This is a genomic window from Lacinutrix chionoecetis, from assembly GCF_053604665.1.
Genome location: NZ_JBSHNQ010000065.1, coordinates 47403 through 71646 on the forward strand (window position 1 = coordinate 47403; position 24244 = coordinate 71646).

Genomic DNA, 24244 nt, shown 5'->3' on the forward strand with positions numbered 1-24244 from the left:
CTATGTCTATTTTAAGTGGCAAAAATATACTATTAGGCATTAGTGCTGGTATTGCCGCTTATAAAACAGCATTTTTAGTAAGAGAATTTATAAAAGCAGGTGCTAACGTAAAAGTCGTTATGACACCTGCTTCTAAAGACTTTGTAACTCCTCTTACACTTTCTACACTATCAAAAAATCCGGTGCACTCTTCATTTTACAATGAAGACGATGAAAATGCACAATGGAACAATCACGTCGAATTAGGGCTTTGGGCAGACTATTTATTAATAGCTCCTGCAACAGCAAACACCTTGTCTAAAATGGCAAATGGTACTTGCGATAATTTATTATTAGCAACTTATCTGTCTGCCAAATGTCCTGTGTATTTTGCTCCAGCCATGGATTTAGATATGTATAAACATCCTTCCACTAAAAACACGTTTGCAACATTAGAAGGTTTTGGTAATATAATGATACCTGCTACCTCAGGAGAACTGGCAAGTGGTTTGGTTGGGCAAGGTCGTCTGGCAGAACCAGAGGCCATTGTCGCTTTTATTGAAGCTGATGTTTTAGGAAAACTACCATTACGAGGAAAAAAAATACTCATCACTGCAGGTCCAACCTACGAAGCTATAGATCCAGTACGTTTTATAGGTAATCATTCTAGTGGTAAAATGGGATTTGAAATAGCAAAAGCATCAGCTAACTTAGGAGCCGAAGTGGTATTAATTACTGGGCCAACGCATGAAAAAGTTAACCACAACTTAATTAAAGTAATTCCGGTAGTAAGTGCACAGGAAATGTATACTGCAGCACACGATCATTTTAAAACGGTAAATGTAGCCATACTTTCTGCAGCAGTTGCAGACTATAAGCCAAAAGAAGTATCAAACAGTAAAATAAAAAAGAAAGATACAACGTTAACCATAGAGTTAGAAAAGACCAAAGATATTTTGGCATCTTTGGGAGCTATAAAAACAAGTCAGCTTTTAGTAGGTTTTGCTTTAGAGACGGATAATGAACTTGAACACGCAAAAGGCAAACTAAAAAAGAAGAATTTAGACTTAATTGTATTAAATTCGTTAAATGATAAAGGTGCAGGTTTTAAAACCAATACCAATAAAGTGACTATTATCGATAATAAAAATAATATAAACGCATATCAATTAAAGACTAAAGCAGAAGTTGCTTTAGATATTTTAAGCGTTATAACACAAAAAATAAATGCGTAATTTTCTTATATTTTTACTGTTTTTAATAACTGGTTTCGGCTTTGCTCAAGAGCTTAATTGCAACGTTGTTGTAAATGCGCAGTTAACTGGAAACGAGAATCTTCAAATTTTTAAAACCTTAGAGACACAGTTAACAGAGTTCGTTAATAAAACGCAGTGGACAAATAGAAAGTTTAAAACTCAGGAGCGCATAGATTGTAACATAGTAATTAATGTTACAGAACAAAATGGAGAAAATTTCAATGCCGCTATTCAAGTACAATCTTCAAGACCTGTTTATGGCTCCACCTATACAACACCAATTTATAATATAAACGATAAAGATTTTACGTTTCGATATTTAGAATTTCAAACCTTAATATATAATGAAAACCAATACGAATCTAATCTTATTTCTGTGTTGGCATTTCATATTAATATGGTATTAGGCTTAGATGCAGAATCGTTTGCAAAAGAAGGTGGTGACCCATATTTTAAACAAGCACAACGCATTGTAAACTTTTCGCAACAGGAAAATAATAGAGGTTGGAAATTGGAAGATGGATTGCAAAGTAGATTTGCACTTATAGATAACATTCTTTCTCCAACTTTTAGCGAATTTAGAACCGTAATGTACAACTACCACAGAAGAGGTTTAGACACTATGAGTGAGAATAGTAGAGATGCTAAAAATGAAATTGCATTGGCACTTGCTTTCTTTAGAAAAATGAACGCAAACAGACCTAATTCTTACCTTGCACGTGTGTTTTTTGATGCAAAAGCCGAAGAAATTGAACAAATTTTCTCTGCTGGACCAAACGTGGATGTAACTACGCTTATAGAATTATTAAACCGAGTAGCACCTACTCATGCCAGTAAATGGAGAAATATTAAGTACTAAATTGGTCTTATTACTTGGGTTTTCTTAAAAAGAAAGTTTAACTTTCTAATTGTAATTTATAACACAAAGCATGCTCACTTCACTATCCATTAAAAACTACGCTTTAATAGACCATTTACAAGTTGGGTTTAATAACGGATTTACCATTATTACTGGTGAAACTGGCGCAGGAAAATCTATTTTATTAGGCGGATTATCTTTAATTTTAGGCAAACGAGCCGATTTAGGAAGCCTGCGTAATAAAGAAAAGAAGTGTATTATTGAAGCCGTTTTCGATATCACTAATTACAATTTAGAACATCTTTTTAAAGCCGAAGATTTAGACTTCGAGCCACAAACAATTATTAGAAGAGAGATTTTGCCAAGCGGAAAATCGAGAGCTTTCGTTAACGATTCTCCAGTTAATTTGTCGAGTTTACAGCTATTAGGAGCGCAATTAATAGATATACATTCGCAACACGAAACGCTTCAGTTGGTAGACGATGCTTTCCAGTTTCAAGTAATAGATGCATTGGCAAACACTCAAGGCGAACTTCAAGAATATTCAGATAAAAGGTTAGAATACAAAACGCTTAATAAGGCGTTAGAAAAATTAAAGAAATTTCAAACTGAAGCTATAAAAGAGCACGATTATAATTCGTTTTTATTAAATGAATTATCTCAGGCCAATTTAAAAGAGGGCGAACTCGAAAATTTGGAAGAAGAATACGAAATGCTAAATAATATTGAGGCCATTCAAGAAAAATTAACAGCTTCAAATCAATTATTAAGCGAAGAGCAAATAGGTGTTTTGGCTAATTTAACCGAATTAAAAAATACACTAAAACAATTATCAGGTATTTCATCAACTTATCAAGACCTGTACAATCGCACCAACAGTAGCTTAATAGAGTTAGACGACGTGTTTACTGAACTTGAAACCTTTCAGGAAAATTTAGAAGCAGACCCAAGCCGTTTAGAAGAAGTAAACGGGAGGTTAACCATTATTCACAATCTGTATCAAAAACACGTGGTTAACTCCATTACAGAGCTAAATACTATTGAAAAGGAATTAGCAGATAAAGTGCTAGCTACAGAAAATGTAGATTCGGAAATTGAAAAAACAACAGCCAAAATCGCTAAAGTAACAGAGGAGTTAGATGCTTTGGCGTTAGTAATTCATAATAAAAGAACAAAAGCAATCCCGTCGTTAACTAAAAAACTGGAGGTCATTTTGGCACAATTAGGCATGTTAAATGCACAATTTAAAATCGATTTAACGGTTACCCAAAATTATTATAGCAACGGTAAAGAGGATTTAAGTTTTTTATTTTCAGCGAACAAAGGAGGCGATTTTAAACCTTTAAAAAAGGCTGCTTCTGGAGGTGAGTTATCTCGAATTATGTTGGCAATAAAGTCAATACTTACACAATACATAAAACTACCTACTATTATGTTCGATGAGATAGACACAGGAGTGTCTGGTGAAATTTCAAATAAAATGGCAGAAATAATGGCTGGAATGAGCACTACGATGCAAGTATTTAGTATCACGCATTTACCACAAATAGCAGCCAAAGGACATACACATTTTAAAGTGTATAAAGAAGATGTAAATAATGTAACAACTACTAATCTTGTAAAACTTAATCACGACGAGCGTATAGTGGAAATAGCACAAATGTTAGGCGGTTTAGAGGTTTCTAACTCTGCCTTGGCACATGCTAAACAATTGTTGAATTAATACTATCTTTGGATAAAGAGAACAAATAAACGAAACAACGAAAACCAATTTAAGATATGTCTTACAATTTATTAAAAGGAAAACGAGGAATTATATTTGGCGCATTAGACGAAAACTCTATTGCATGGAAAACAGCAGAGCGTGTACATGAAGAAGGAGGAACATTTGTACTTACTAATGCACCAGTGGCTATGCGTATGGGGCAAATTAATGCGTTAGCAGAAAAAACAGGCTCTCAAATTATACCAGCCGATGCCACAAGTGAAGAAGATTTACAGAATCTTGTTGAGCAATCTATGGAAATTTTAGGCGGTAAAATTGATTTTGTTTTACACTCTATTGGCATGTCTATTAACGTAAGAAAAGGAAAAGCATACACAGATCAAAAATACGACTGGACACAAAAAGGAACAGATGTCTCTGCAATGTCGTTTCATAAGGTTATGCAAACATTATATAAGCAAGATGCCATGAACGAATGGGGAAGTATTGTTGCCTTAACCTATATGGCAGCACAACGTGTGTTTCCAGATTATAACGATATGGCAGATAATAAAGCCTATTTAGAAAGCATAGCGCGTAGTTTTGGGTATTTTTTTGGCAGAGATAAACGTGTGCGCGTAAATACTATTTCGCAATCGCCAACACCTACAACTGCAGGAAGTGGCGTTAAAGGTTTTGATGGTTTTATTGCCTACGCCGAAAAAATGTCGCCATTAGGCAATGCAACGGCTTTAGATTGCGCTAATTACACCGTAACACTATTTAGCGATTTAACACGCCGTGTGACTTTACAAAACTTGTATAACGATGGAGGTTTTAGTAATATGGGAGTAAGCGATGCTGTAATGGATGCTTTTGTAGAAGGGCAGAAGTAGTATAAGGTATAATACGAAACAAATTTTTAAGCCATGTAAATTAATTTACATGGTTTTTTTTATTTAAAACTGATATTGAATTGATTACGCTCATTTATATCGAAGTATCCATCAAAAAATGCATTTAAACTGTTATTAGAGGCATATAATCGATTTGTCAACAAATAGCATGATTAGTCTATATATTATCAATATTTTAGGATATTAATTACCAATTTTTAACTAAAACAATTTAATATGAAAAAAATTACTTTTTTACTTTTAATGCTGTTTGCATCATTCGCTGTTTCGGCGCAATGTATCAATTCTACAGCATATTTGACAGTGACATCTAATAACAACAATGTCAGTCAACAAATTGCAACTTGTACTTTCTCCACCGAGTATAACACAATAAACGGAATAGTTGTAGGTGAAGATTATGAATTTGTAGCCACTGATGCTGGAGCAGATGTCTTTGTAACGATTACTGATTTATCAAACAATGTAATTGCATCCGGGCCATCTCCATTAACAGTTTCTGCAATTACTTCATCAGAGGTAAGATTGCACGTTACTGCAGACGAAACATGTGCTGGAGGTTCTGTTTGTCATGTAACTTCTTTTAGAAGTACATCAATTACTTGCCTTCCACCAACAGCTTTAACAGCAAGTAACATTACTACTTCTGGTGCAGATTTAGGTTGGACAGAGAATAATACTGCAACTTCATGGAATGTAGAAATTGTAGACGTTACTGCTGGCGGAACACAAACAATGACAGCAACAGCTTCTGGCGTTACAAACCCATATACAGCATCAGGTTTAACAGATGCTAATGATTACGAATTTTATGTGCAAGCAGACTGTGGCGGAGGTGATTTATCGCCATGGGCAGGACCATTTGGTTTTACAACGGTTGCAAATTGTGTAGACCCGAGTGGTTTGACAATTTCGACTGTAACAACTGTTTCTGCTGAGGCGTCGTGGACCGAAAATGGCACAGCCAGTGTGTATAACGTAGAATTAGTTAACATTACGGCAGGTGGAACACAAACAATGACTGCAACAGAAGCAGGAGTTGGTAACCCACATACATTTACTGGACTATCACCAAATGTTGATTATGAATATTATGTCCTTGCAGATTGCGGAGCAACAGGAGGATCAGGTGTTTCACAATGGGTTGGGCCATTTTCATTCACAACCCCTTGTACTGCACAAGCAGCACCATACACAGAGACGTTTGAGACATTTACAGTTTCTGCAGCAGATTTTACAGGTGAAAATTGCTGGAGTGCTACAGTAGCTGCCGGAGGTTATAACTGGGAAGTTGCTGCTACGACAGATACATCATCTACAGGAACTGGACCAGGATCTGGAGTAAGTGATGGAAATTATTTATTTACAGAAGCAACAACGGCTACGGCTGGGTCTTCAGTAGATTTAATCTCTCCATTAGTTGACTTATCTACATTAACAGCACCCGCTTTATTTTTCGATTACCATATGTTTGGTGTAAATATGGGGACTTTAGAAGTTCTTGTTAATGGTACAGATAGTGTTTTTACTATTTCTGGGCAACAGCAACTTGAAAATGATCCGTTTTTAACTGGTGTTGTAGATTTGGCTACTTATGCAGGTCAAACTATAAGCGTAACATTTAGAGCAACTATGGGAGCGAGTTTTGAAAGCGATTTAGCTTTAGACACTATATCTTTTGATGAAGCTCCGGCTTGTATTGCTCCTGCAGGAAATGGAACAGTAGTATTAGATTGTGCAACTTCAATGTTTTCAATCGATGTTGATGTTACTAGTTTAGGAGATGCTACATCAATAAATATTTTTGATGGTACAACATCAACTCCTGTAAACGCTACAGGTGTTACAACAGTTGGACCTTATGCATTTGGTTCAACAATAGACATAACTTTAGTACATGATACCGATAATTCATGTGATACGGACTTAGGGTCGTTTACAGATTTTGCTTGTCCACCAGCTAACGATGAGTGTGATAATGCTATAGGATTGACAGTAAACGAAGATTTAAATTGTGGAGAAGTTACTGCAGGAACAACTGTTGCAGCAACAGCTTCACCGCAACCAGATGATGCAACAGGAACACCAAATAATGATGTTTGGTTTACTTTTACAGCGACTAACACTGCTCACTTAATATCGCTTTTAAATGTAACTGCAGTTAATGGTACTGCTACAGATATGGGAATGAGTGTATTCGATGATTTAGCAGGATGTAGTATGACAGCAGCTAATGAAGTTGGAGAAAGTGATCCTAATTCATTTACTGTATCAGGTTTAACTGCTGGAAACACATATTACTTAAGAGTTTATGGTTGGTCGTCAAGCCCTACTGCTACTGCACAAACTAATTTCGATGTGTGTGTAGGTACTCCACCACCACCACCAGCAAATGATGATTGTGCAGGAGCATTAGTATTAACAGAATCTGCAGATGCTACATGTTCTAATGCAGTATCTGGTACAACAGTATCGGCTACAGCATCAGCAGAAGCAGATTGCTCAACTACAAATAGCGATGTATGGTACACTTTTGTTCCAACAACAACAGCGAACTATACATTATCAGTTACTGAAACTATGGATTTTGGAACATCATCAACGTATGTATCTATTTTTGAAGGATCATGTGGAGCATTAACTCAAGTAGGTACAACTTGTACTTCAACGTCTGTTAGTGAGGATTTAGTGTCTGGTACTACATATTATGTAAGTGTAAGAAGTACTTCTACTACGGCAGGAGTTAATTTCGATTTATGCGCTTACCCAACACCTCCACCACCAGCTAACGATTTATGTACAGGTTCTGAGCCTATTAGTTGTGGTGAAACATTAAATGGAACCACCATTCAAGCTACAGGAGCAGGAGGAGCAACATCATGTGATGGTAGTATTGGAAACGATGTTTGGTATCAATTTACAGGAACAGGAGATAACGTTACAATTACTGTTGTAGCTGCAAATGAAGGTTCTCAAATTGGAGTTTACGAAAGTACAGATGGAACTTGTGCTGGATTTACCGAAGGAGCTTGCGTTGCAAGTGAAGATGGGTTAGGTACTTTAACTACTTCAGTTGATTTTGCTTCTACTGCAGGAACTGAGTACTATATAAGTGTAGGAGCTTGGATTAGCTCTGGTGATGATTTCCTATTTACGATTGAAGCAGCTTGTACTCCTCCAAACGACGAATGTGCAGATGCAGAAGCGCTTACTTTAGGAGTAATGGTTACCGGTGATTCTACTAACGCTACAGATTCTGGAATTGCTGCGGCAACCTGTGGACCTACAGGAGGCGACCAAGATATTTGGTATTCTTTTGTAGCTACAACTACAGGAGCAGTAACTGTTGATACTACTGCAGATACCGCTGCTATTTACGATGCATGTGGTGGAACAGAAGTTGCTTGTGTTGGAGAAGGAATGACAGATGTTGGAGGATTAACAGATGGAACTACTTACTATGTAAGAGTTTACAATACTGGTGTTGCTAAAGTTGCGGGACCAATTGAATTAACAATCTCTGAGGCTACATTATCAACTACAGATTTCGATGGTAATACTATTTTCTCTTACTATCCAAACCCAGTAAATAATACGTTAACGTTAAATGCACAACAAGCAATTAACAATGTATCTGTATTTAATATGTTAGGTCAAGAAGTAATTAGAATTGCACCAAATGCAGTATCTAACGACGTTGATATGTCTAAATTGCAATCTGGAGCTTACTTTGTACAAGTAACTGTTGGAAGTGCAGTAGAGACTGTTAGAATTATTAAAAACTAATATTAGTTTATAATATGTTTTACTAAAATTATAGTACAGCATAAATTTTTTAAAAGCCACTCTTTTTAGAGTGGCTTTTTTTATTGGTTTACTGTACATTTGTTTTATGCAAAGAGTATATTCTTTTATTATCCCTGTTTACAATCGTCCTAACGAGATTGCAGAGCTTTTACAAAGTTTTGCAAATCTCCATACAACGTTAGACTACGAAATTGTTGTAGTGGAAGATGGTTCTACAATCACCTCGAAAACCGTTATAGAAAATTACAAGTCACAGTTAAACATAGCTTATTTTTATAAAGAAAACTCTGGACCTGGAGATTCCAGAAATTATGGTATGCAGAAGGCTAATGGTAACTATTTTATAATATTGGATAGCGATTGCATTTTACCTGTAACCTATCTTAAGGCTGTGGAAAACAACTTAGAAAATGAGTATGTAGATTGTTTTGGAGGACCAGATGCAGCACATGCTACGTTTTCGAATTTACAAAAGGCAATTAATTTTAGTATGACGTCTTTTATTACTACTGGAGGCATAAGAGGAAATAAAAAAAGTGTTAACAAATTTCAACCCAGAAGTTTTAATATGGGCTTATCTAAAAAAGCCTTTGAAGCCACAAAAGGTTTTGGAAATATTCATCCAGGTGAAGATCCGGATTTATCTATACGCTTGTGGAATTTAGGTTTTAAAACTGCTTTTTTTGAAACGGCATACGTGTATCATAAACGTAGAATTTCTTGGTCTAAATTTTACACGCAAGTTAAAAAATTTGGGATGGTTAGACCAATTCTTAACACATGGCATCCTTCGACAAAAAAAATAACGTACTGGTTTCCAACGATTTTTGTATTTGGTGTCATGTTTTCTGTTATTGTGGCGTTATTTAATATCCTATTACCGCTATATGTCGTGATTTGGTATTATGGTTTGGCATTTATATTGGCTTTAATACAATCTAAAAGTATTATTGTTGCTTTTCAATCTCTAATTGCATTATCAATTCAGTTTTTTGGTTATGGCATGGGTTTTTTAAAATCTACAGTTTATATTGGTGTTTTAAACCGAAATCCGGAAACACAATTTCCAAAGTTGTTTTTTAAATTAAAATAATGTCTATAATTACCTCCAGAATAAAAACCTTTGTAAGAAGTAGAAAACTAAATGTTTTCTTCATTTTTTTATTGCTTGCTTTTTTTATTTTGGTATTGGCGAGACTTTCAGCTTCTTATACTAATACGGTAAAGTTTAATGTTAATTTAAAAGACATACCAGACGAGATGATTGTGCTTAACGACTCGTCTAATACGTTAAACCTTACCATGACAACGTCAGGTTTTCAGTGGCTAAAATATTACTTTAATACACCATCTGTTGCCATCGATTTTAGAAAAGACATTAGGAAATCTGATTCTGTTTACATCTGGTCTTTGTCCAGAGGCTACGCAGGAATAAACAATCAATTTAGGAAAGAAATAAAACTAAAAACCATAAATCCAGATACTTTAATTTTTAATGTAGATATAAATGCTGTTAAAATGGTACCTGTAAAACCTAATTTAAAACTTGATTATACTCCGGGTTATGACGTTTTAGATAGTATTGTTGCATTCCCAGACTCGGTAAAAGTAATTGGTCCAGAATCTTTAATTAAAAAACTGAAGTTTTTAGAAACCGAATTATTTGAGAAAAACGACATTAATAAACCAATAAACACTAGATTAATATTAAAGTTAGATTCTTTAGATAATCAAATTCTTGTTAAAACAAAAGCGGTTAGTATTGCCATTAATGCAGAGAAATTTACAGAAGGTACCATAACGTTACCTTTAAACCTGATTAATATTCCTAATAATCTTGAAGTGAATTATTTTCCTAAAACAGTTACAGTATCTTACTATACTAATTTAACAAGTTTTAAAGCTGTTAATATTGAAGACTTTAAAGTAATTTGCGACTTTAAAGAGCGTAACAGTCAATCTGCCTACTTAACACCAAAATTGGTGGCGTCTCCAAAAAATATAAAAAGTGCGCGATTACATGAACAAAAAATTGAATATATAATCTCAGAATGATAACAGTAGGACTTACAGGAGGTATAGGTAGTGGTAAAACGACAGTTGCAAAGGCATTTGCTAAATTGGGAATACCCATATATATAGCAGATGATGAGGCCAAGAAATTAATGAATACCTCTAAAGTTATTAAAAAGAAACTAATAGCGCTATTTGGAGAATTAGCTTATGTTGATAATAAATTAAACAGGCCATACTTGTCTAAAGCAATATTTAACAATAAAGCCCTTTTAGAACAAATGAATGCCATTGTGCATCCTAAAGTAGGACAACATTATAAAAAATGGCTTAATAAGCAAGAAGCACCATATATTATAAAAGAAGCTGCTATTCTGTTCGAAAATGGAAGCTATAAAAACTACGATTATATTATTACAGTTACGGCATCAGAAAAAGAACGTATTGCTCGCGTAGTAAAACGCGATAATGTCGATGAGCAGAAAGTAAAAGCAATAATAGAAAACCAGTGGAAAGACGCCATTAAAATGCGTCTTTCGGACTTTGTAATTGTTAACACCGACTTGGAAACAACTCAAAAAGAAGTGTTAAAAGTGCACACTCTACTCTTAAAAAAAACACTTAAAAGCTAAAATTTAACATTTTTGTTAATGTAAGGTTAAATGCACCGCTTACTAAATGTTAAAATATTAATTTTGACTGAATGAGTAAAAAAGTGTTTTTTGTATTAGTTATCTTGATGAGTCTGTCTCTTATAGGTATCATTTTTGTTCAAGGTTTTTACATTTCAAATTCTATAAGCAATAAGGAAGATAACTTTAATTTTACTGTAAAAAAAGCATTAAGCTATGTCTCTAAAACTATTGAAGATGATGAATACAGAGACCATATTATAAAATTAAGAAAGTTAATAGCCCAAGGTATTGAAGTAGATAAGGACACAACAGCACTTATTAATCTTTACGTAAAGCAGGAAAATCGAGATAAAAACGAAACACTGGTTTACAGAAATGGAATTTTAGAAGAAAATTATAAATTATCTTCTGCGCTCTTTGACATAGGTTTAGATAGTACTAATATTAAAAAAATTATAAACGAAAACGAAACTAAAGTTTATAAAACAAGTGAAATTGATGGAACAATAGGCTCAGATGCCATTTTATCTCAAATTAGCAAAACCGAAGATATAATGTACGAAACACATTATAAAAATTTTGCTTGGCGAAAACCAATACTTAAACGTACTTCTCGAGAACGCATAGATAAATTGCTAAAATTAAAACTATTGCAGGATGATATAGATATTGATTACGAATTTGCAATCTATAGTAATGGTTTGGCAACTAAAATACAAACAGATAATTTTGATTTAGAAAACCAAATCACCTTACAATTCCCTATTTTTTCAGAAGATAACGGAAATAACAACTACCGTTTATTAGTTAATTTTCCAGAACGTGATCGGTTTATATGGTCGTCTGTATTAGGTATGTTGGCTTTATCAATTTTGTTTACATCCATTATTTTAATTGCCTTTATTACAGCATTAACTCAAATAATGAAGCAACGTAAGATTGCTGAAATTAAAACAGATTTCATTAATAATATGACGCATGAGTTTAAAACGCCTATTGCAACCATAAACTTAGCTTTAGATTCTATTAAGAATCCAAAAATAATAGATGATAAAGAAAAAGTAAAGCGCTATTTGCATATGATACGTGAAGAAAATAAGCGTATGCATGCACAAGTAGAAAATGTATTAAGAATATCTAAACTTGAAAAAAACGAGCTAAATATTAGTAAGGAACGTGTACGTTTACACGACTTAATAGAAGATGCTATTTCTCATGTAGAATTAATTGTTGAAGACAAGGGCGGACACATTGAAACAGAATTAACAGCATCAAAATCGTTTGTATTAGCAAACGAAACACATTTTACCAATGTGCTTGTAAATATATTAGATAACGCAGTAAAATACTCGCCAGAATCTCCTAAAATTACTGTAGATACTTTAAATGTTGGAAATAGTATCTTAATTAAAATTACAGATGAAGGCAGTGGCATGAGCAAAGCTGCAGCAAAACGTGTTTTCGAAAAGTTTTATAGAGAACACACAGGAAATATACACAACGTTAAAGGCCACGGTTTAGGTTTGGCTTACGTTAAAAGAATAGTAGAAGACCACAGTGGTCACATATCAGTAGAAAGTGAAAAAGACAAAGGAAGTACTTTTACAATTAAACTTCCGTTAATATCATAACATTATGGATGAACAAGAAAAGAAAATATTATTAGTAGAGGACGATCCAAATTTTGGAACCGTATTAAAGGATTATTTAATGATGAACGACTACGAAGTTGTCCACGCCAAAAACGGTATGGAAGGTTTCGAAAAGTTTAAAAAGGACGATTACGATCTTTGTATTTTAGATGTTATGATGCCTTATAAAGATGGTTTCACCTTAGCTAAGGAAATTAGAGAAAAAAATGCCGATGTGCCAATTATTTTCCTTACTGCAAAAGCCATGAAAGAAGATGTGCTTAAAGGTTATAAAGTTGGAGCAGACGATTACTTAAATAAACCTTTTGATAGTGAGGTGCTTTTAATGAAAATTAAAGCAATTATGCAACGTAAAGCAACCGAAACTGTTGCAGATAGTAAGCAGTTTGAATTTAAAATAGGTAATTTCGATCTTAATTCTAAATTAAGATTTTTAACCTATAAAGGTGGCGAAGCCACTAAGTTATCTCCAAAGGAAAATGAATTGCTACGTCTTCTGGCGCTTCATGAAAATGATTTAATGCCCAGAGAATTAGCACTAACAAAAATTTGGAGAGATGATAACTACTTTACTTCAAGAAGTATGGATGTTTATATTGCCAAATTACGTAAGTATTTAAAAGTAGATGACAAAGTCGAGATTTTAAACATTCACGGTGAAGGTTTCAGGTTAGTAGTCAACCCAGACTAAGACTATAATCAAGTTAAAGAAAAGCCACTGCAAAGCAGTGGTTTTTTTTATTTACTACTATTTAAAAAAGATAAATCTCTTTCATTTTTAATATTTTCTTTGGCATCTATTTTTAGTTGTTCCGTTTCAATAGATATTGCTTTTTTATAGTTTTCGTTTTCACAAATGGCTTCTAAACTCGATAACATAGTTAACAATTTCTGTACGATAATAATATCATGTTTACAATACGTTCTTAAAGCTGCCATAACTTGAAATAGCAATTCTTTAAAGGTAACAGTATTCATAGAAGCTCTAATCTCACCATCTATTTTATAATAGGTGAAATCGTTTTTTCTAATTCGAATTGCAAACAACTGAGTAATATAATCTATAGCGTTTAATGCCGTTCCAGGATCATTAATACCTGGTGACATGGCTTTAACAGCAATTTCGGTAAGTTGTTTAAAAGCCAGCGTGTAATTATCTTCTATCATTTCGCTTTTAGAAAAAACAAAAAGCCTTAGTATTTTTTCTATCTGTTCATCATTAAGCTCATTCTCGGCTTTAAACAAATCATTTTCGGTTAAAACAAAAGTTCCTTTAACAGGAGTTATTTCTATATGCGTATTTGCTTTTTTTGCAATTTCGGCAATATTTTTAAGCGACACGTCTTGCAAATAACCACTTACTGTAGAGTGATAACTTTTCCAGTTATTAGTGTCTTTAAGTTGTTTATTATTATCTTTTTCATCTTCGTGAGCAATTAATACTTCCAATCGTTTTTTAGAGGTATTAAATATTTTCTCCATGATGTTACTAATCTGAATTTCCTGAGAAATGGAATGAATAAAATAAATAAATGCCGCAAGACAATTGAGCATGAATATAATAGCAAATAATACAGAAAATCCTGGGAGTTGGTATTTGTCACCATTAGGTTCTATATAGACCAGCAATAATATACAATAAATAATAGTAGCTAAATAAACTCCTAAAACCATTTGATGTCTTCTATTCGATATTAAACCAGGAAGCAGGCGAGGAGAGAAGTTGCTCGATGCCTGACTTAACAAAATCATTACCATAGAAAAACTAAAAACCATTATTGAAATTAATCCACCAATAAATGTGGTTAAAAGTATTCTGGCAGTTTCGGTATTATTAATTACTAATTGAGGAACAATGTCTAATAGATATTTAGAAATGCCTCGTTCTTCTAAATAAAACATGATGAAGGCAAACGTAGAGCCTATAAAACCAATAAGAGAAGGGTAAAAGGCTATTTTATCTTTGGTTTGATAGATAAGTCTAAAAAAATACGTTAATTTTTCTTTCATAAAATTATTTATTACAACTAATATACTGCTACTCTCACAATAGAAAGTGCTCTTTTACATTTTACTTTCTAATTTTGAGATAATTTGTGCTACATCTGTTTTGTAATCGAACCAGTTGATGTTTTCGTTACGTTTAAACCAAGTGAGTTGTCGTTTTGCAAACCTACGCGTATTTTTTTTAATTTCTTCAATGGCAAAAGCAAGTGTATATTCTCCTTTAAAATAAGCAAAAAGTTCTTTGTAACCAACAGTATTTAAGGCGTTTAGTTCTTGTTTGTTTATTAGCGATTTAGCTTCGTCCAGCTGCCCTTCTGCCATCATGATATCTACACGTTCGTTAATACGGTTGTAAATAATTTCACGGTCTGCTGTTAAGCCAACCGTTATGGTTTTAAAACGGCGTTTATTTTTGTCTTTCTTTAAAAAAGAAGAATAAGGTTTGCCACTACCAATACATATCTCTAAAGCGCGTATTACGCGTTGTGGATTGTCTATGGCAATGGTGTTATAAGATGCTGGGTCCAATTTTTTTAGCTGAAGCTGAAGTGTTTCAAGCCCATTAGATTTGAGGGTGTTGTTTAAATCCTCTCTTATATGGGCTTCTATTTCAGGAAAATAATCTAAGCCTTTGGTAACAGCATCTACGTATAATCCAGAGCCACCAACCATAATTACCACATTATGTTTTGTAAAAAGGGTGTTTAACGTCGCTAATGCATCCTTTTCAAAAGCACCAACATTATAATTATCTGTTATAGATTTATGATGAATAAAATGATGTTTTGCTTGGGATAATTCTTCAGGAGTTGGTGCGGCTGTACCTATTTGCATTTCCTTGTAAAATTGTCTTGAATCTGCAGAGAGTATTTCCGTCTTAAAATAATTGGCAAGTTTAATGCTTAAAGTGGTTTTGCCAATTGCAGTTGGTCCTACAACAGCGATGAGATATTTATTTTGAGAATGCAATTGTTTAATTTAGTCTATGTGTAGATTATGTCCGCATTTGAAACAATACTCCGCTTCATCTTTGTGCCGTGTTGCCAAACAATTTTGACACGTTTGTGAGTTTAAATGAATTTTTTCGGGCTGCTTATTATTGTCCTCTTCATTTTTTTTATTACTACTTCTTGTATATTCTGCCGAGACAATACCAGTAGGAACAGCGATAATTCCATAACCCATAATCATTATTATGGTTGCAATAAGCTGGCCCAATGGTGTTTCGGGAGCAATATCACCAAAACCTACGGTTGTAAGTGTAACAATGCACCAATACACACTTTTAGGGATGTTTGAAAAACCATGTTCTTCTCCTTCTACTAAATACATTAGGGTTCCAAATATTATGGCAGCAATTATTACTGCAAATAAAAATACAGAGATTTTTGCTCTGCTGGCTTTTATTGCCGAGGCCAAATGGTTAGAGGCTCCTAAATATCTTGCCAGTTTTAAGATTCTAAAGATTCTTAATAATCGCAATGCCCTTAAGGCGACCAATGCATGGCTACCAACAAAGAAAAAGGAAAGATACATTGGGATTGTAGATAAAAAATCTATAACACCATAAAAACTAAAAATGTACTTTTTTGGCTGATTTACTGTAATAACTCTTGCGATATACTCAATAGTAAAAAGAATAGTAACTATCCATTCTCCAATGTATAATAAATCGTGATACCTGTCGTCTATCCAACTAACACTTTCCAGCATGACTAATATAATACTGGCAAGAATGAATATAAGTAATACAATGTCAAACAACTTTCCGGCAGGTGTATCTGCTTCGTAAATTATCTCGTGAAGTTTGTTTTTCCAACTAATTTCTCTTGTTGTACTCATATATCAAAAATACTAAATATTAATTAGCTAATTTTCTTTAAAACTATTAGGGTGTTTTTTTGTAAATCTACAATTTTACTAAAATACTCTTTTAAATAAGGGTAATAATCTTGGCTGTAGATTACTTCTTTAAAATTGAATTTAAAATATATAATGACTTCAGAGTCACTTTTTGTTACATTCATTAATAGTGATCCCGTTCCATTTGGTAATTGGAGCTTAGTAACCTCAGGAGCTTCAGTTACTTCATAATCATCACTATTGTACGATAACTTATAAATGTACGTGTAAGAGTCTTTATAACCAAAATCAATAGGATAAGTTCGGTTGTTTAATTTCAATGGGTTCTCACTAAAAAATGAAGTTATAAAAGGATTAACATAAATAGTGTTACCAATGGTTTCTGATGCTAATTCAAAATCTACAACCTCTTTAAAAGTGTCACTGTTTTTTGCTAAAGTGGTAACCTCATGATTTTTAACTGTAAAATTTGTATTTGTGTTTTGATACTCTGTAAAATAGTTGGTTTTATTATTAAAGTAAGCCGATTTTAAATCGGTAGATTGATAACCAGACGCTTTATATTCTAAGTTCCCTTCTATAGCACTATTGTCATCGAGTTTTGTTTTTACAATATAACTAGCTGTTGAAAAGTCGTTTGGTTTTATATCAATCCATGTGCTTCCTTCTTTAAAGTCTAAAAGCCTACCATATTGGTTTAAACATCTAAATGGTAATTGTCCAAAAGATAAATAGGGATTTGTACCATCAAGAAAATAAGTTTCTCCCGCTATTTTTGCTTGAATAATGATGTAGTTAAACTCCGAAATTACTGGAAAAATTTTAGTAGGGAGTCCGTTGGGTCTTGTAGACATTAATACGGGAAGTACATCAATATTATTTTCTTTTAATAAATTGTAAAGCAATAGGTTTATTTCTGAAGATCTTCCAACCTTATTTTTTATCAAATCTTTTAAAGAAACATCCTTAAAAATATTATTTTCCTCATTCCATTTAAAATTAGCTTGAACATATTCTACAATAGCTTGCGCTTTTTTAAGTTTGTCTTTTTCGCTTGTAATCTCGTTTGCGAGCAAATCTTTAACTAATGATCCTTTATTTAGCTGCCTGCCAATGCTCTTTTCTACCTTAAGTTCTTTATCTACTGTTTTCCATGATTTAGTAATGTTTTTTGTACCACCTTCAAAACTTTTATAAACTTGTAATTCGTATTCTACTTTAGAAATATAATTTTCTTTAGTAGTCATATATTTCTCTTCAATAAAAGCAGGAATGTCTTTCATTACATAAACCGATTTAAAACAATCGGCTTTAGCTCCTGTAGAGACTTTTAAACAATCAGGTTCGGTATCTGTGAGGTTGGTAGATAATGGCGTTTCGCCAACAAGCTTTATGTTATAGGTGTAATTGGCAGGAATACTAGCATGGTACTCACTATAGAGAGTAGGGATATTTTTTTGAAAATACCATGGTCTGTAATTAAAAATAAAAGGCGTATCTAAAGTATATGTATATTTTATTATTGATCCCGCTTTAATGTTAGGCATTGTAAATTTTACTAACGTATAATTATCGTTATATTTTTCGGTAAAAACTTGACTCTCATCTAATTTTTGAATGTCTACAGAACCGTTTGGGTTTGAATTGGTAGTGGAAGCTTCAATTTTAGATATTTTTTCTTTATCATCGCTATTATTGTAGAGCAAAATTGAAACCGTTGCCTCATCAAAACCGTTTCTATTAAGAATTTTAATCTTACGCTTAACATCGGTTTTTAATCTAAAATCGGCTTGGTCGAAATAAGAGTTTCCATATTCGTACACTACCAAAGCATTAGCAGTAGAATCCTTACTGTAAATATTTGTATTTAAATCGTTGCTCGTTACATTATATCCAGAGACATTAAATTCAGTTTGAGAATAACTTATTATAGAGCATAGTAAAAAGGTTAGTTTTATTAAATTTTTTTTCATGAAAATTTTAAGATTTTTAAACGTTTATTTTTACGCAAATAGTGTTGTATTATGTGTTGTGTATGTTTATTGTTTTCCATTGGTATAATGATAGATTTTAATATCTCAATGTTGCTTAGTTGGTAATTTAAATCGTAAAAGGCATAACCTTTAAATATGCCATTTTCTATTAAAACAGCACTGCGCTCATCTATTTCACGACCTCGATCTATTATAACCATACTTTTGTTTTCAAAACTATATTTACTAATAAACTGTTGTACACGCTCGTTATACAACTTGGTATTCTCCTCGTTAATGCAGGCGCCTTCACATTCTTTTATCTTATATTTAAAACAGCTATTAAGAGTTTTTTCCAATCCAGTAAGTTTAAGGCATAAGGTGTGGGTTTCTACTGCATTATGCAAAAAATCTTTAGCACTTTGTTTATTAGTAAATGTAGTTATAGTTTTTTTTCTACCGTCTGCGGCTTCGATGTTTAAATTTATGTAATTATTACTGTCTGTAGAACTGTATAAAGCATGCGAGAACAGCGATTTTTTCATGGCACGATTAAAAATAGGTTTATTAATTTTAATTTCGTGGCTTTCTTTTAACAAGGCAATGAGCTCGTTTCCAGTGGCATCGTATGTAACCGTAGCAACTTGTAACTGAATTTTTTTAGACTTACGATCTCTACCAGTAAAATGTTGATTAACACGCTTTTTAATATTTTTACTTTTTCCTATATAAATAATTTTTCCATCTTTATTATGAATATAGTAAACTCCAGTAATAGAAGGTGTTTCGGCAATAATGTCAATTAATTTTGGTTCTAATTGAAGTTTTGGTTGCTTACGTAAAAATTGCTGAATGATTTTTTTCTCAGTATCCTTACTCAACAATAATTTAAAGAGTTTTACAGTAGCTAAAGCATCACCAGACGCACGGTGTCTATCGGTAACAGGAATTCCTAATGAGCGTACCAATTTGCCTAAACTATAAGATGGTAAATCTGGAATTAAAGATTTGGTTAGTTCTACTGTACACAACGTTTCGCGATCGAATTCGAAACCTAAACGTTTAAATTCTGTTCTTAAAATTCTGTGGTCAAATTGTGCATTATGGGCAACTAAAATACAACCTTCGGTAATTTCTACAATACGTTTAGCGATCTCATAGAATTTTGGTGCATTACGCAGCATATGGCTGTTTATACCAGTAAGGTTTACAACAAAGGGTTGTATTTCTCGCTCCGGATTCACCAAACTTATAAATTGGTCGACAACCTCATGACCATCAAACTTATAAATCGCAATTTCCGTTATGCCTTCTTCATTATACTTACCACCAGTGGTTTCTATGTCTAAAATTGCGTAAATAATGTATGGTGTTTATTGTTATGTCGTTTGTTGTTTACCAATCGAGTAAGTACTAAAAACTGTGACTAATTATAATTTCGTTCGCCAAATATACTACTTCCTATTCTAACCATGTTACTGCCACAATCTATTGCTAATTTATAATCACCACTCATTCCCATACTCACCGTTTGCAGTTTGCAGTTTTTAGTATTGAGGGTTTTTAAATTATCGAAAGTCGATTTTAATAACTTGAATTCTTTTTCAATTTGAACTTCATTATCAGTAAACGTCGACATTCCCATGACACCAGTGATTTGTATATTTTTTAATGCTGAAAATCCCTCCGATTGTAATATTTCTGAAGCTTCCCTAGGTGACATCCCGAATTTAGAATCTTCTTCGGCTATTTTAATTTGAAGCAAACAATCGATTACTCTATCATGCTTTACAGCTTGTTTATTAATCTCTTTTAATAATTTGAAGCTTTCCACACCATGAATTAAACTCACAAAAGGCGCCATGTATTTTACCTTGTTGCGTTGTACATGCCCAATCATGTGCCATTGTATATCCTTTGGCATTTCCTCATGCTTTTCAACCATTTCCTGAATTTTATTTTCTCCAAAAATGCGCTGCCCAGCAGTGTAGGCTTCCATTAAATCGCTTACCGGTTTTGTTTTTGAGACAGCGACGAGTGTTACGTGCTCTGGTAGTGATTGTTTTATTTTATTTAGGTTTTGTTTTATGTTCATTTTAGTCAAAAAACTTCTTTAAATGAATTGCAATATTCTTCGCTAATAGCGGAGGAACGGCGTTACCTACTTGATTATATTGGGAAAGATGATTCAGCTCCTCATCTTTACCTAACCGCTTTAACAGTTTGGAAGAAATCATGGTACGTTTTCCGCAGAATTTATACCAATCTGGAAATGACTGAATTCTAGCAGCTTCTCTTGTAGTAATATTTCTAGGTATGGATGGATGGATAAAACTAGAATAGAAATGAGCAGGTATAGTATAAGACGGATGATTCGGTTTCAGATACCTATAATTTAATGCAAATTTAATGTTTGATAATTCCCCATTGCCATTTCTTTTTCTAACTTTTAATTCATCACTTAAATCATCTAAACTATTTCCATCAATAATATGCTGATAGCGAGATACCATTCTGTCGGTATGTTTCATAGCTTCGTGGTTGAAGACTTTAGAGCTATTTATCCTACACTTTTTTTGATAATCGTTTTGAGGTTCTGAATCATAATCTGATTCATCGGAACCTTCCTTTGCTTTAATTTTTGGTAAATCAGAAATTGCATCATTTACTGTAAGAAATTGAGGTAAATTTGAATTCTCATCGTTGGAATTAATAATAGGAGGTTTAGGAATTACTATGTTATCTATGTGACCGACTATAAATATTCTTTCTCTACTTTGAGGAACACCATAGTTTTTTGAATTCAGTTTCCAAATATTGACACTGTAACCACTATTACTGAATTTTGACTTTATTTCGTCTATTACTTTAGTTCCTTCATTAGTTTTAAAATTTAATATTCCTTTTACATTTTCAATAACGAACATTTTTGGCTTGAGAACATCAACCCATTTATGAAAATGTAAGTACATTTTGTTTCTTGGATCAGAAATTACTTTTTTTCCAGCATTACTAAATCCTTGACATGGAGGTCCTCCGATGATGATATCAGGTTGTTCTGTACATAGAGCAGTAATATCTTTTTTGGATGTATAATTAAGTATACTGTCGTGTATAACTTTGTGATTAAAGTTTTCTCTTAATGTATCAGAAGCCCATTTATCGACCTCTAAAGAAAATAAGATATGATATTTAGCCATTTCAAAGCCAAGACCAAAACCTCCAGCACCAGCGAACAGATCAATTACTTTAATTTTTTTTGTCATATTATATAGAGAAGGCTTCTGTGTATAGAGGAAAGAAACTATAAATTTTAGAATATTTTTTTATGTCAGAAATGGGTAAATTAGGATTTGAAATATCTGGTAAACTTTCGATTAATAAATTCCCTTCTTCGTCAATAGCACTTGGTAATTGAGCATTCAAGAATCTTATTTCTTTTAAAGTTAAACTAGGGATGTTTATATTGAATGATTCTTGATTGTCTTTTATGAAGCTATGCTCATTAAAGTTTACTATATTAAAAATTTTTTCGTGTTCAGGATTAACAAGCATACCTCCAATAGTAAGCATTTTTACTCCATCTGCATAATTAAAATGAAAAAGTTGTTTGAATTTTAATTTATTATCTAAAGTTAACCCACCGTTTCTGTTCATTAATTCAGACTTAATGTAGTCTGAAATAATTTGGTAAAGCGAGGTAGACAAGTTGTTTGTAGAAAAGTCAATAGGTCTATTGCCAAAATGAAGGTTGTCTTGTCCAATTTTTTCAGATAATTCATTTTTTCTTTCTTGATTCGTCTCACCATAGGCTGAAGGCTCACAGTTTATTGTTATCATAAAAAAACTACCAGAAACTGCAGAAGTTATAAAAGTAGAAATATCACTTAAATAGTTTCTTCTCAAAGTTTTGTCATAGTCCAACCATACAATGTTTTTCATCGTCCAATCCAAACTAGGTAAAATTGTATGAGAATCTCCAAACTCCATCTTTATACAGTGAAAAGGTTTATTAAAGTTAAACCTCATCTTGTTTGTGGAAGATTCAATACTAATCATTTTATTTATACCTAAGTCTTTATGAAATAAAATAAAATCGTTGAAAAAAGTAGATCCAAAACCTACATATTGGTAACTAGAGAAAGAGTCAAAATTACTTAATTTTTTTAAAGCAAAACTCATCATCTTTCTCTCCACAGCTTTTGCAGGTCGCAAACTGTAATTTATTTTTCTAAAACTACTCATTGTCTGCTATCTCGTTTTCAAAAACATAATTGAACGTGTATAAACCAACGTCCTCGTTAGTGGATAAATTAAAGTTTTTCTTCATTTTTTTAACTGATTCTTTATCCACCTCATATTGAATTTTGGTTTTTCCATCACTTACACGATTATTAGATGGAGCTGGTACGGGATGTGCAAAAGATCTATCTTGAGAATAAAAATTGTTAATATCATTATCAGTGATGTTCAGCGAATCTGTATTTTCGATAGAATTATTTAAAACTTTATCTCCTTTATAAGTACTTTCATTTTCTTTTTTAAGAGGGTTCAAGAATCCGTTAACAACAGTTTTCATCATTTCTATCATTTTTCCTCTAACATGTTTAAAAATAGGTGAGTCCAAATCCATTCCTGTTTTAGTGGTATTCCATGGTAACTTTTCTGAATCTTCAGAATTGAAAAATGCATACCCTCTAAATCTATAATATTGATGATGATAATTTGCAACACCTCCATTACCTCTTCCTGTCCAACCAGTTAACTCTGTTGTATCAGGACCAACTATCAATCTATCATTACAAAAAATATACCAACCACCTAAATCTTGCGCTTGTTCTCCAACACCAACTAATAATTTTACTTTAACTCCATTATCAAATGTATGCTCCCAATTTCCAATTTTTATATCCTCGGAAACATTAAATTTTAGTTTTTTAGGTTTTAATCGGTTGCCATTGAATATGATTTTAAGACCTTTATTGAGGTTATATAAATGATCAAGCTCTAAGTCATTTTGAAGAGATTGTAAAAACCTATTATCAGTAAATGCAGTTTCCACATCTGAATTTAAATCTTTTACAATTATGCTTGTACCTGTTTCTGTTATGTCTATAGGAACTTTAAAATCTTCAGATTCATCATAAGTAAATGTCCAGTTACTGTCCTTGCTCCAATCGTTTACATCTACATTCATACGAAATGAATTATTGATAGTTTTTGTATTAACAATAAATCTTCTTCCGATTTTGAAAAAAGCTCTTTTCATACCAATACCGAATTGTCCAATTGAGTATTTTATGTCCGATTCAGAATTTTCAGGTCTTCCAAATCTAAAGGCATATTTTCTTGCTATCTCAATATCTATACCTCCACAGTTGTCCTTTATCTTAAATTCATTATTATTGATTGTAATATTAATATACAGATTGTTGAAATCTCCATTACCTCTAATATTTTTTGCACCATCAATACAATTATCAACTAAATCGCCAATTGCATCTTTTAAATTAATATCTCTTACTAACATTGAAATAAAAAATTCCTTTGTTGGTGCTGCGTCAAACGTATTGCTCAT

19 protein-coding genes are annotated in these 24244 nt (G+C 32.8%); 10 read left to right on the top strand and 9 right to left on the bottom strand.

Annotated elements, in window-relative coordinates; all coding sequences use genetic code 11:
• Positions 1-2 precede the first annotated feature (2 nt).
• The 10 genes from coaBC (at position 3) to ACVC43_RS02770 (ending at position 13514) form a co-directional block, all read left to right on the top strand.
• Positions 3-1214: a bifunctional phosphopantothenoylcysteine decarboxylase/phosphopantothenate--cysteine ligase CoaBC gene (gene coaBC / locus ACVC43_RS02725; protein ID WP_452223031.1), complete on the top strand. Its 1212-nt coding sequence runs from the start codon at positions 3-5 to the stop codon at positions 1212-1214.
• Entirely contained in the window at positions 1207-2094 is an 888-nt protein-coding gene (gene porD / locus ACVC43_RS02730; protein WP_452223032.1) for a type IX secretion system protein PorD, read from the top strand. Before coaBC ends, porD begins: the two co-directional genes overlap by 8 nt.
• Positions 2095-2164: 70 nt before the next feature.
• On the top strand, positions 2165-3817 hold the full coding sequence (recN, locus tag ACVC43_RS02735) for a DNA repair protein RecN (RefSeq protein ID WP_452223033.1): 1653 nt from the start codon (positions 2165-2167) through the stop codon (positions 3815-3817).
• A gap of 56 nt (positions 3818-3873) precedes the next feature.
• Entirely contained in the window at positions 3874-4695 is an 822-nt protein-coding gene (locus ACVC43_RS02740) for an enoyl-ACP reductase FabI (protein WP_452223034.1), read from the top strand.
• A 237-nt stretch (positions 4696-4932) separates the two neighbouring features.
• Positions 4933-8502, top strand: a complete 3570-nt coding sequence (locus ACVC43_RS02745; protein WP_452223035.1) for a fibronectin type III domain-containing protein — start codon at positions 4933-4935, stop codon at positions 8500-8502.
• Positions 8503-8608: 106 nt separating this feature from the next.
• The gene (locus ACVC43_RS02750) at positions 8609-9616 is read left to right on the top strand and encodes a glycosyltransferase (RefSeq protein ID WP_452223036.1); all 1008 of its coding nucleotides are present in this window, start codon (positions 8609-8611) and stop codon (positions 9614-9616) included.
• Positions 9616-10578 (top strand): CdaR family protein, encoded by a 963-nt coding sequence (locus ACVC43_RS02755; RefSeq protein WP_452223037.1) that lies wholly within the window; start codon positions 9616-9618, stop codon positions 10576-10578. Before ACVC43_RS02750 ends, ACVC43_RS02755 begins: the two co-directional genes overlap by 1 nt.
• Positions 10575-11168 (top strand): dephospho-CoA kinase, encoded by a 594-nt coding sequence (gene coaE, locus ACVC43_RS02760; protein WP_452223038.1) that lies wholly within the window; start codon positions 10575-10577, stop codon positions 11166-11168. Before ACVC43_RS02755 ends, coaE begins: the two co-directional genes overlap by 4 nt.
• 71 nt (positions 11169-11239) lie before the next feature.
• Positions 11240-12802, top strand: coding sequence for a sensor histidine kinase (locus ACVC43_RS02765; RefSeq protein ID WP_452223039.1), 1563 nt, complete (start codon positions 11240-11242; stop codon positions 12800-12802).
• Between the two features lie 4 nt (positions 12803-12806).
• Positions 12807-13514 carry a response regulator transcription factor gene (locus tag ACVC43_RS02770; RefSeq protein WP_452223040.1) on the top strand — a complete coding sequence of 236 codons (708 nt, stop codon included), beginning with the start codon at positions 12807-12809 and terminating at the stop codon, positions 13512-13514.
• Positions 13515-13561: 47 nt separating this feature from the next.
• On the opposite strand, the gene ACVC43_RS02775 is transcribed toward ACVC43_RS02770, so the two are convergent.
• The 9 genes from ACVC43_RS02775 to ACVC43_RS02815 form a co-directional block, all read right to left on the bottom strand.
• A complete protein-coding gene (locus ACVC43_RS02775; RefSeq protein WP_452223041.1) occupies positions 13562-14833 on the bottom strand; it encodes a DUF2254 domain-containing protein in 1272 nt (423 codons plus the stop codon).
• A gap of 54 nt (positions 14834-14887) precedes the next feature.
• Positions 14888-15799 (bottom strand): tRNA (adenosine(37)-N6)-dimethylallyltransferase MiaA, encoded by a 912-nt coding sequence (gene miaA, locus ACVC43_RS02780; protein ID WP_452223042.1) that lies wholly within the window; start codon positions 15797-15799, stop codon positions 14888-14890.
• 9 nt (positions 15800-15808) lie between these two features.
• Complete coding sequence (locus ACVC43_RS02785) at positions 15809-16672, bottom strand: ion transporter (RefSeq protein ID WP_452223043.1); 864 nt, start codon at positions 16670-16672, stop codon at positions 15809-15811.
• A gap of 23 nt (positions 16673-16695) precedes the next feature.
• A complete protein-coding gene (locus ACVC43_RS02790) occupies positions 16696-18666 on the bottom strand; it encodes a DUF3857 domain-containing protein (protein WP_452223044.1) in 1971 nt (656 codons plus the stop codon).
• Positions 18663-20027 (bottom strand): exonuclease domain-containing protein, encoded by a 1365-nt coding sequence (locus tag ACVC43_RS02795; RefSeq protein ID WP_452223123.1) that lies wholly within the window; start codon positions 20025-20027, stop codon positions 18663-18665. Before ACVC43_RS02795 ends, ACVC43_RS02790 begins: the two co-directional genes overlap by 4 nt.
• 65 nt (positions 20028-20092) lie before the next feature.
• On the bottom strand, positions 20093-20761 hold the full coding sequence (locus ACVC43_RS02800) for a YggS family pyridoxal phosphate-dependent enzyme (RefSeq protein WP_452223045.1): 669 nt from the start codon (positions 20759-20761) through the stop codon (positions 20093-20095).
• A 1-nt stretch (position 20762) separates the two neighbouring features.
• The gene (locus ACVC43_RS02805) at positions 20763-21932 is read right to left on the bottom strand and encodes a DNA cytosine methyltransferase (RefSeq protein WP_452223046.1); all 1170 of its coding nucleotides are present in this window, start codon (positions 21930-21932) and stop codon (positions 20763-20765) included.
• Position 21933: 1 nt separating this feature from the next.
• Positions 21934-22911, bottom strand: coding sequence for an O-methyltransferase (locus ACVC43_RS02810; protein WP_452223047.1), 978 nt, complete (start codon positions 22909-22911; stop codon positions 21934-21936).
• Positions 22904-24244, bottom strand: a complete 1341-nt coding sequence (locus tag ACVC43_RS02815; protein ID WP_452223048.1) for an ATP-binding protein — start codon at positions 24242-24244, stop codon at positions 22904-22906. Before ACVC43_RS02815 ends, ACVC43_RS02810 begins: the two co-directional genes overlap by 8 nt.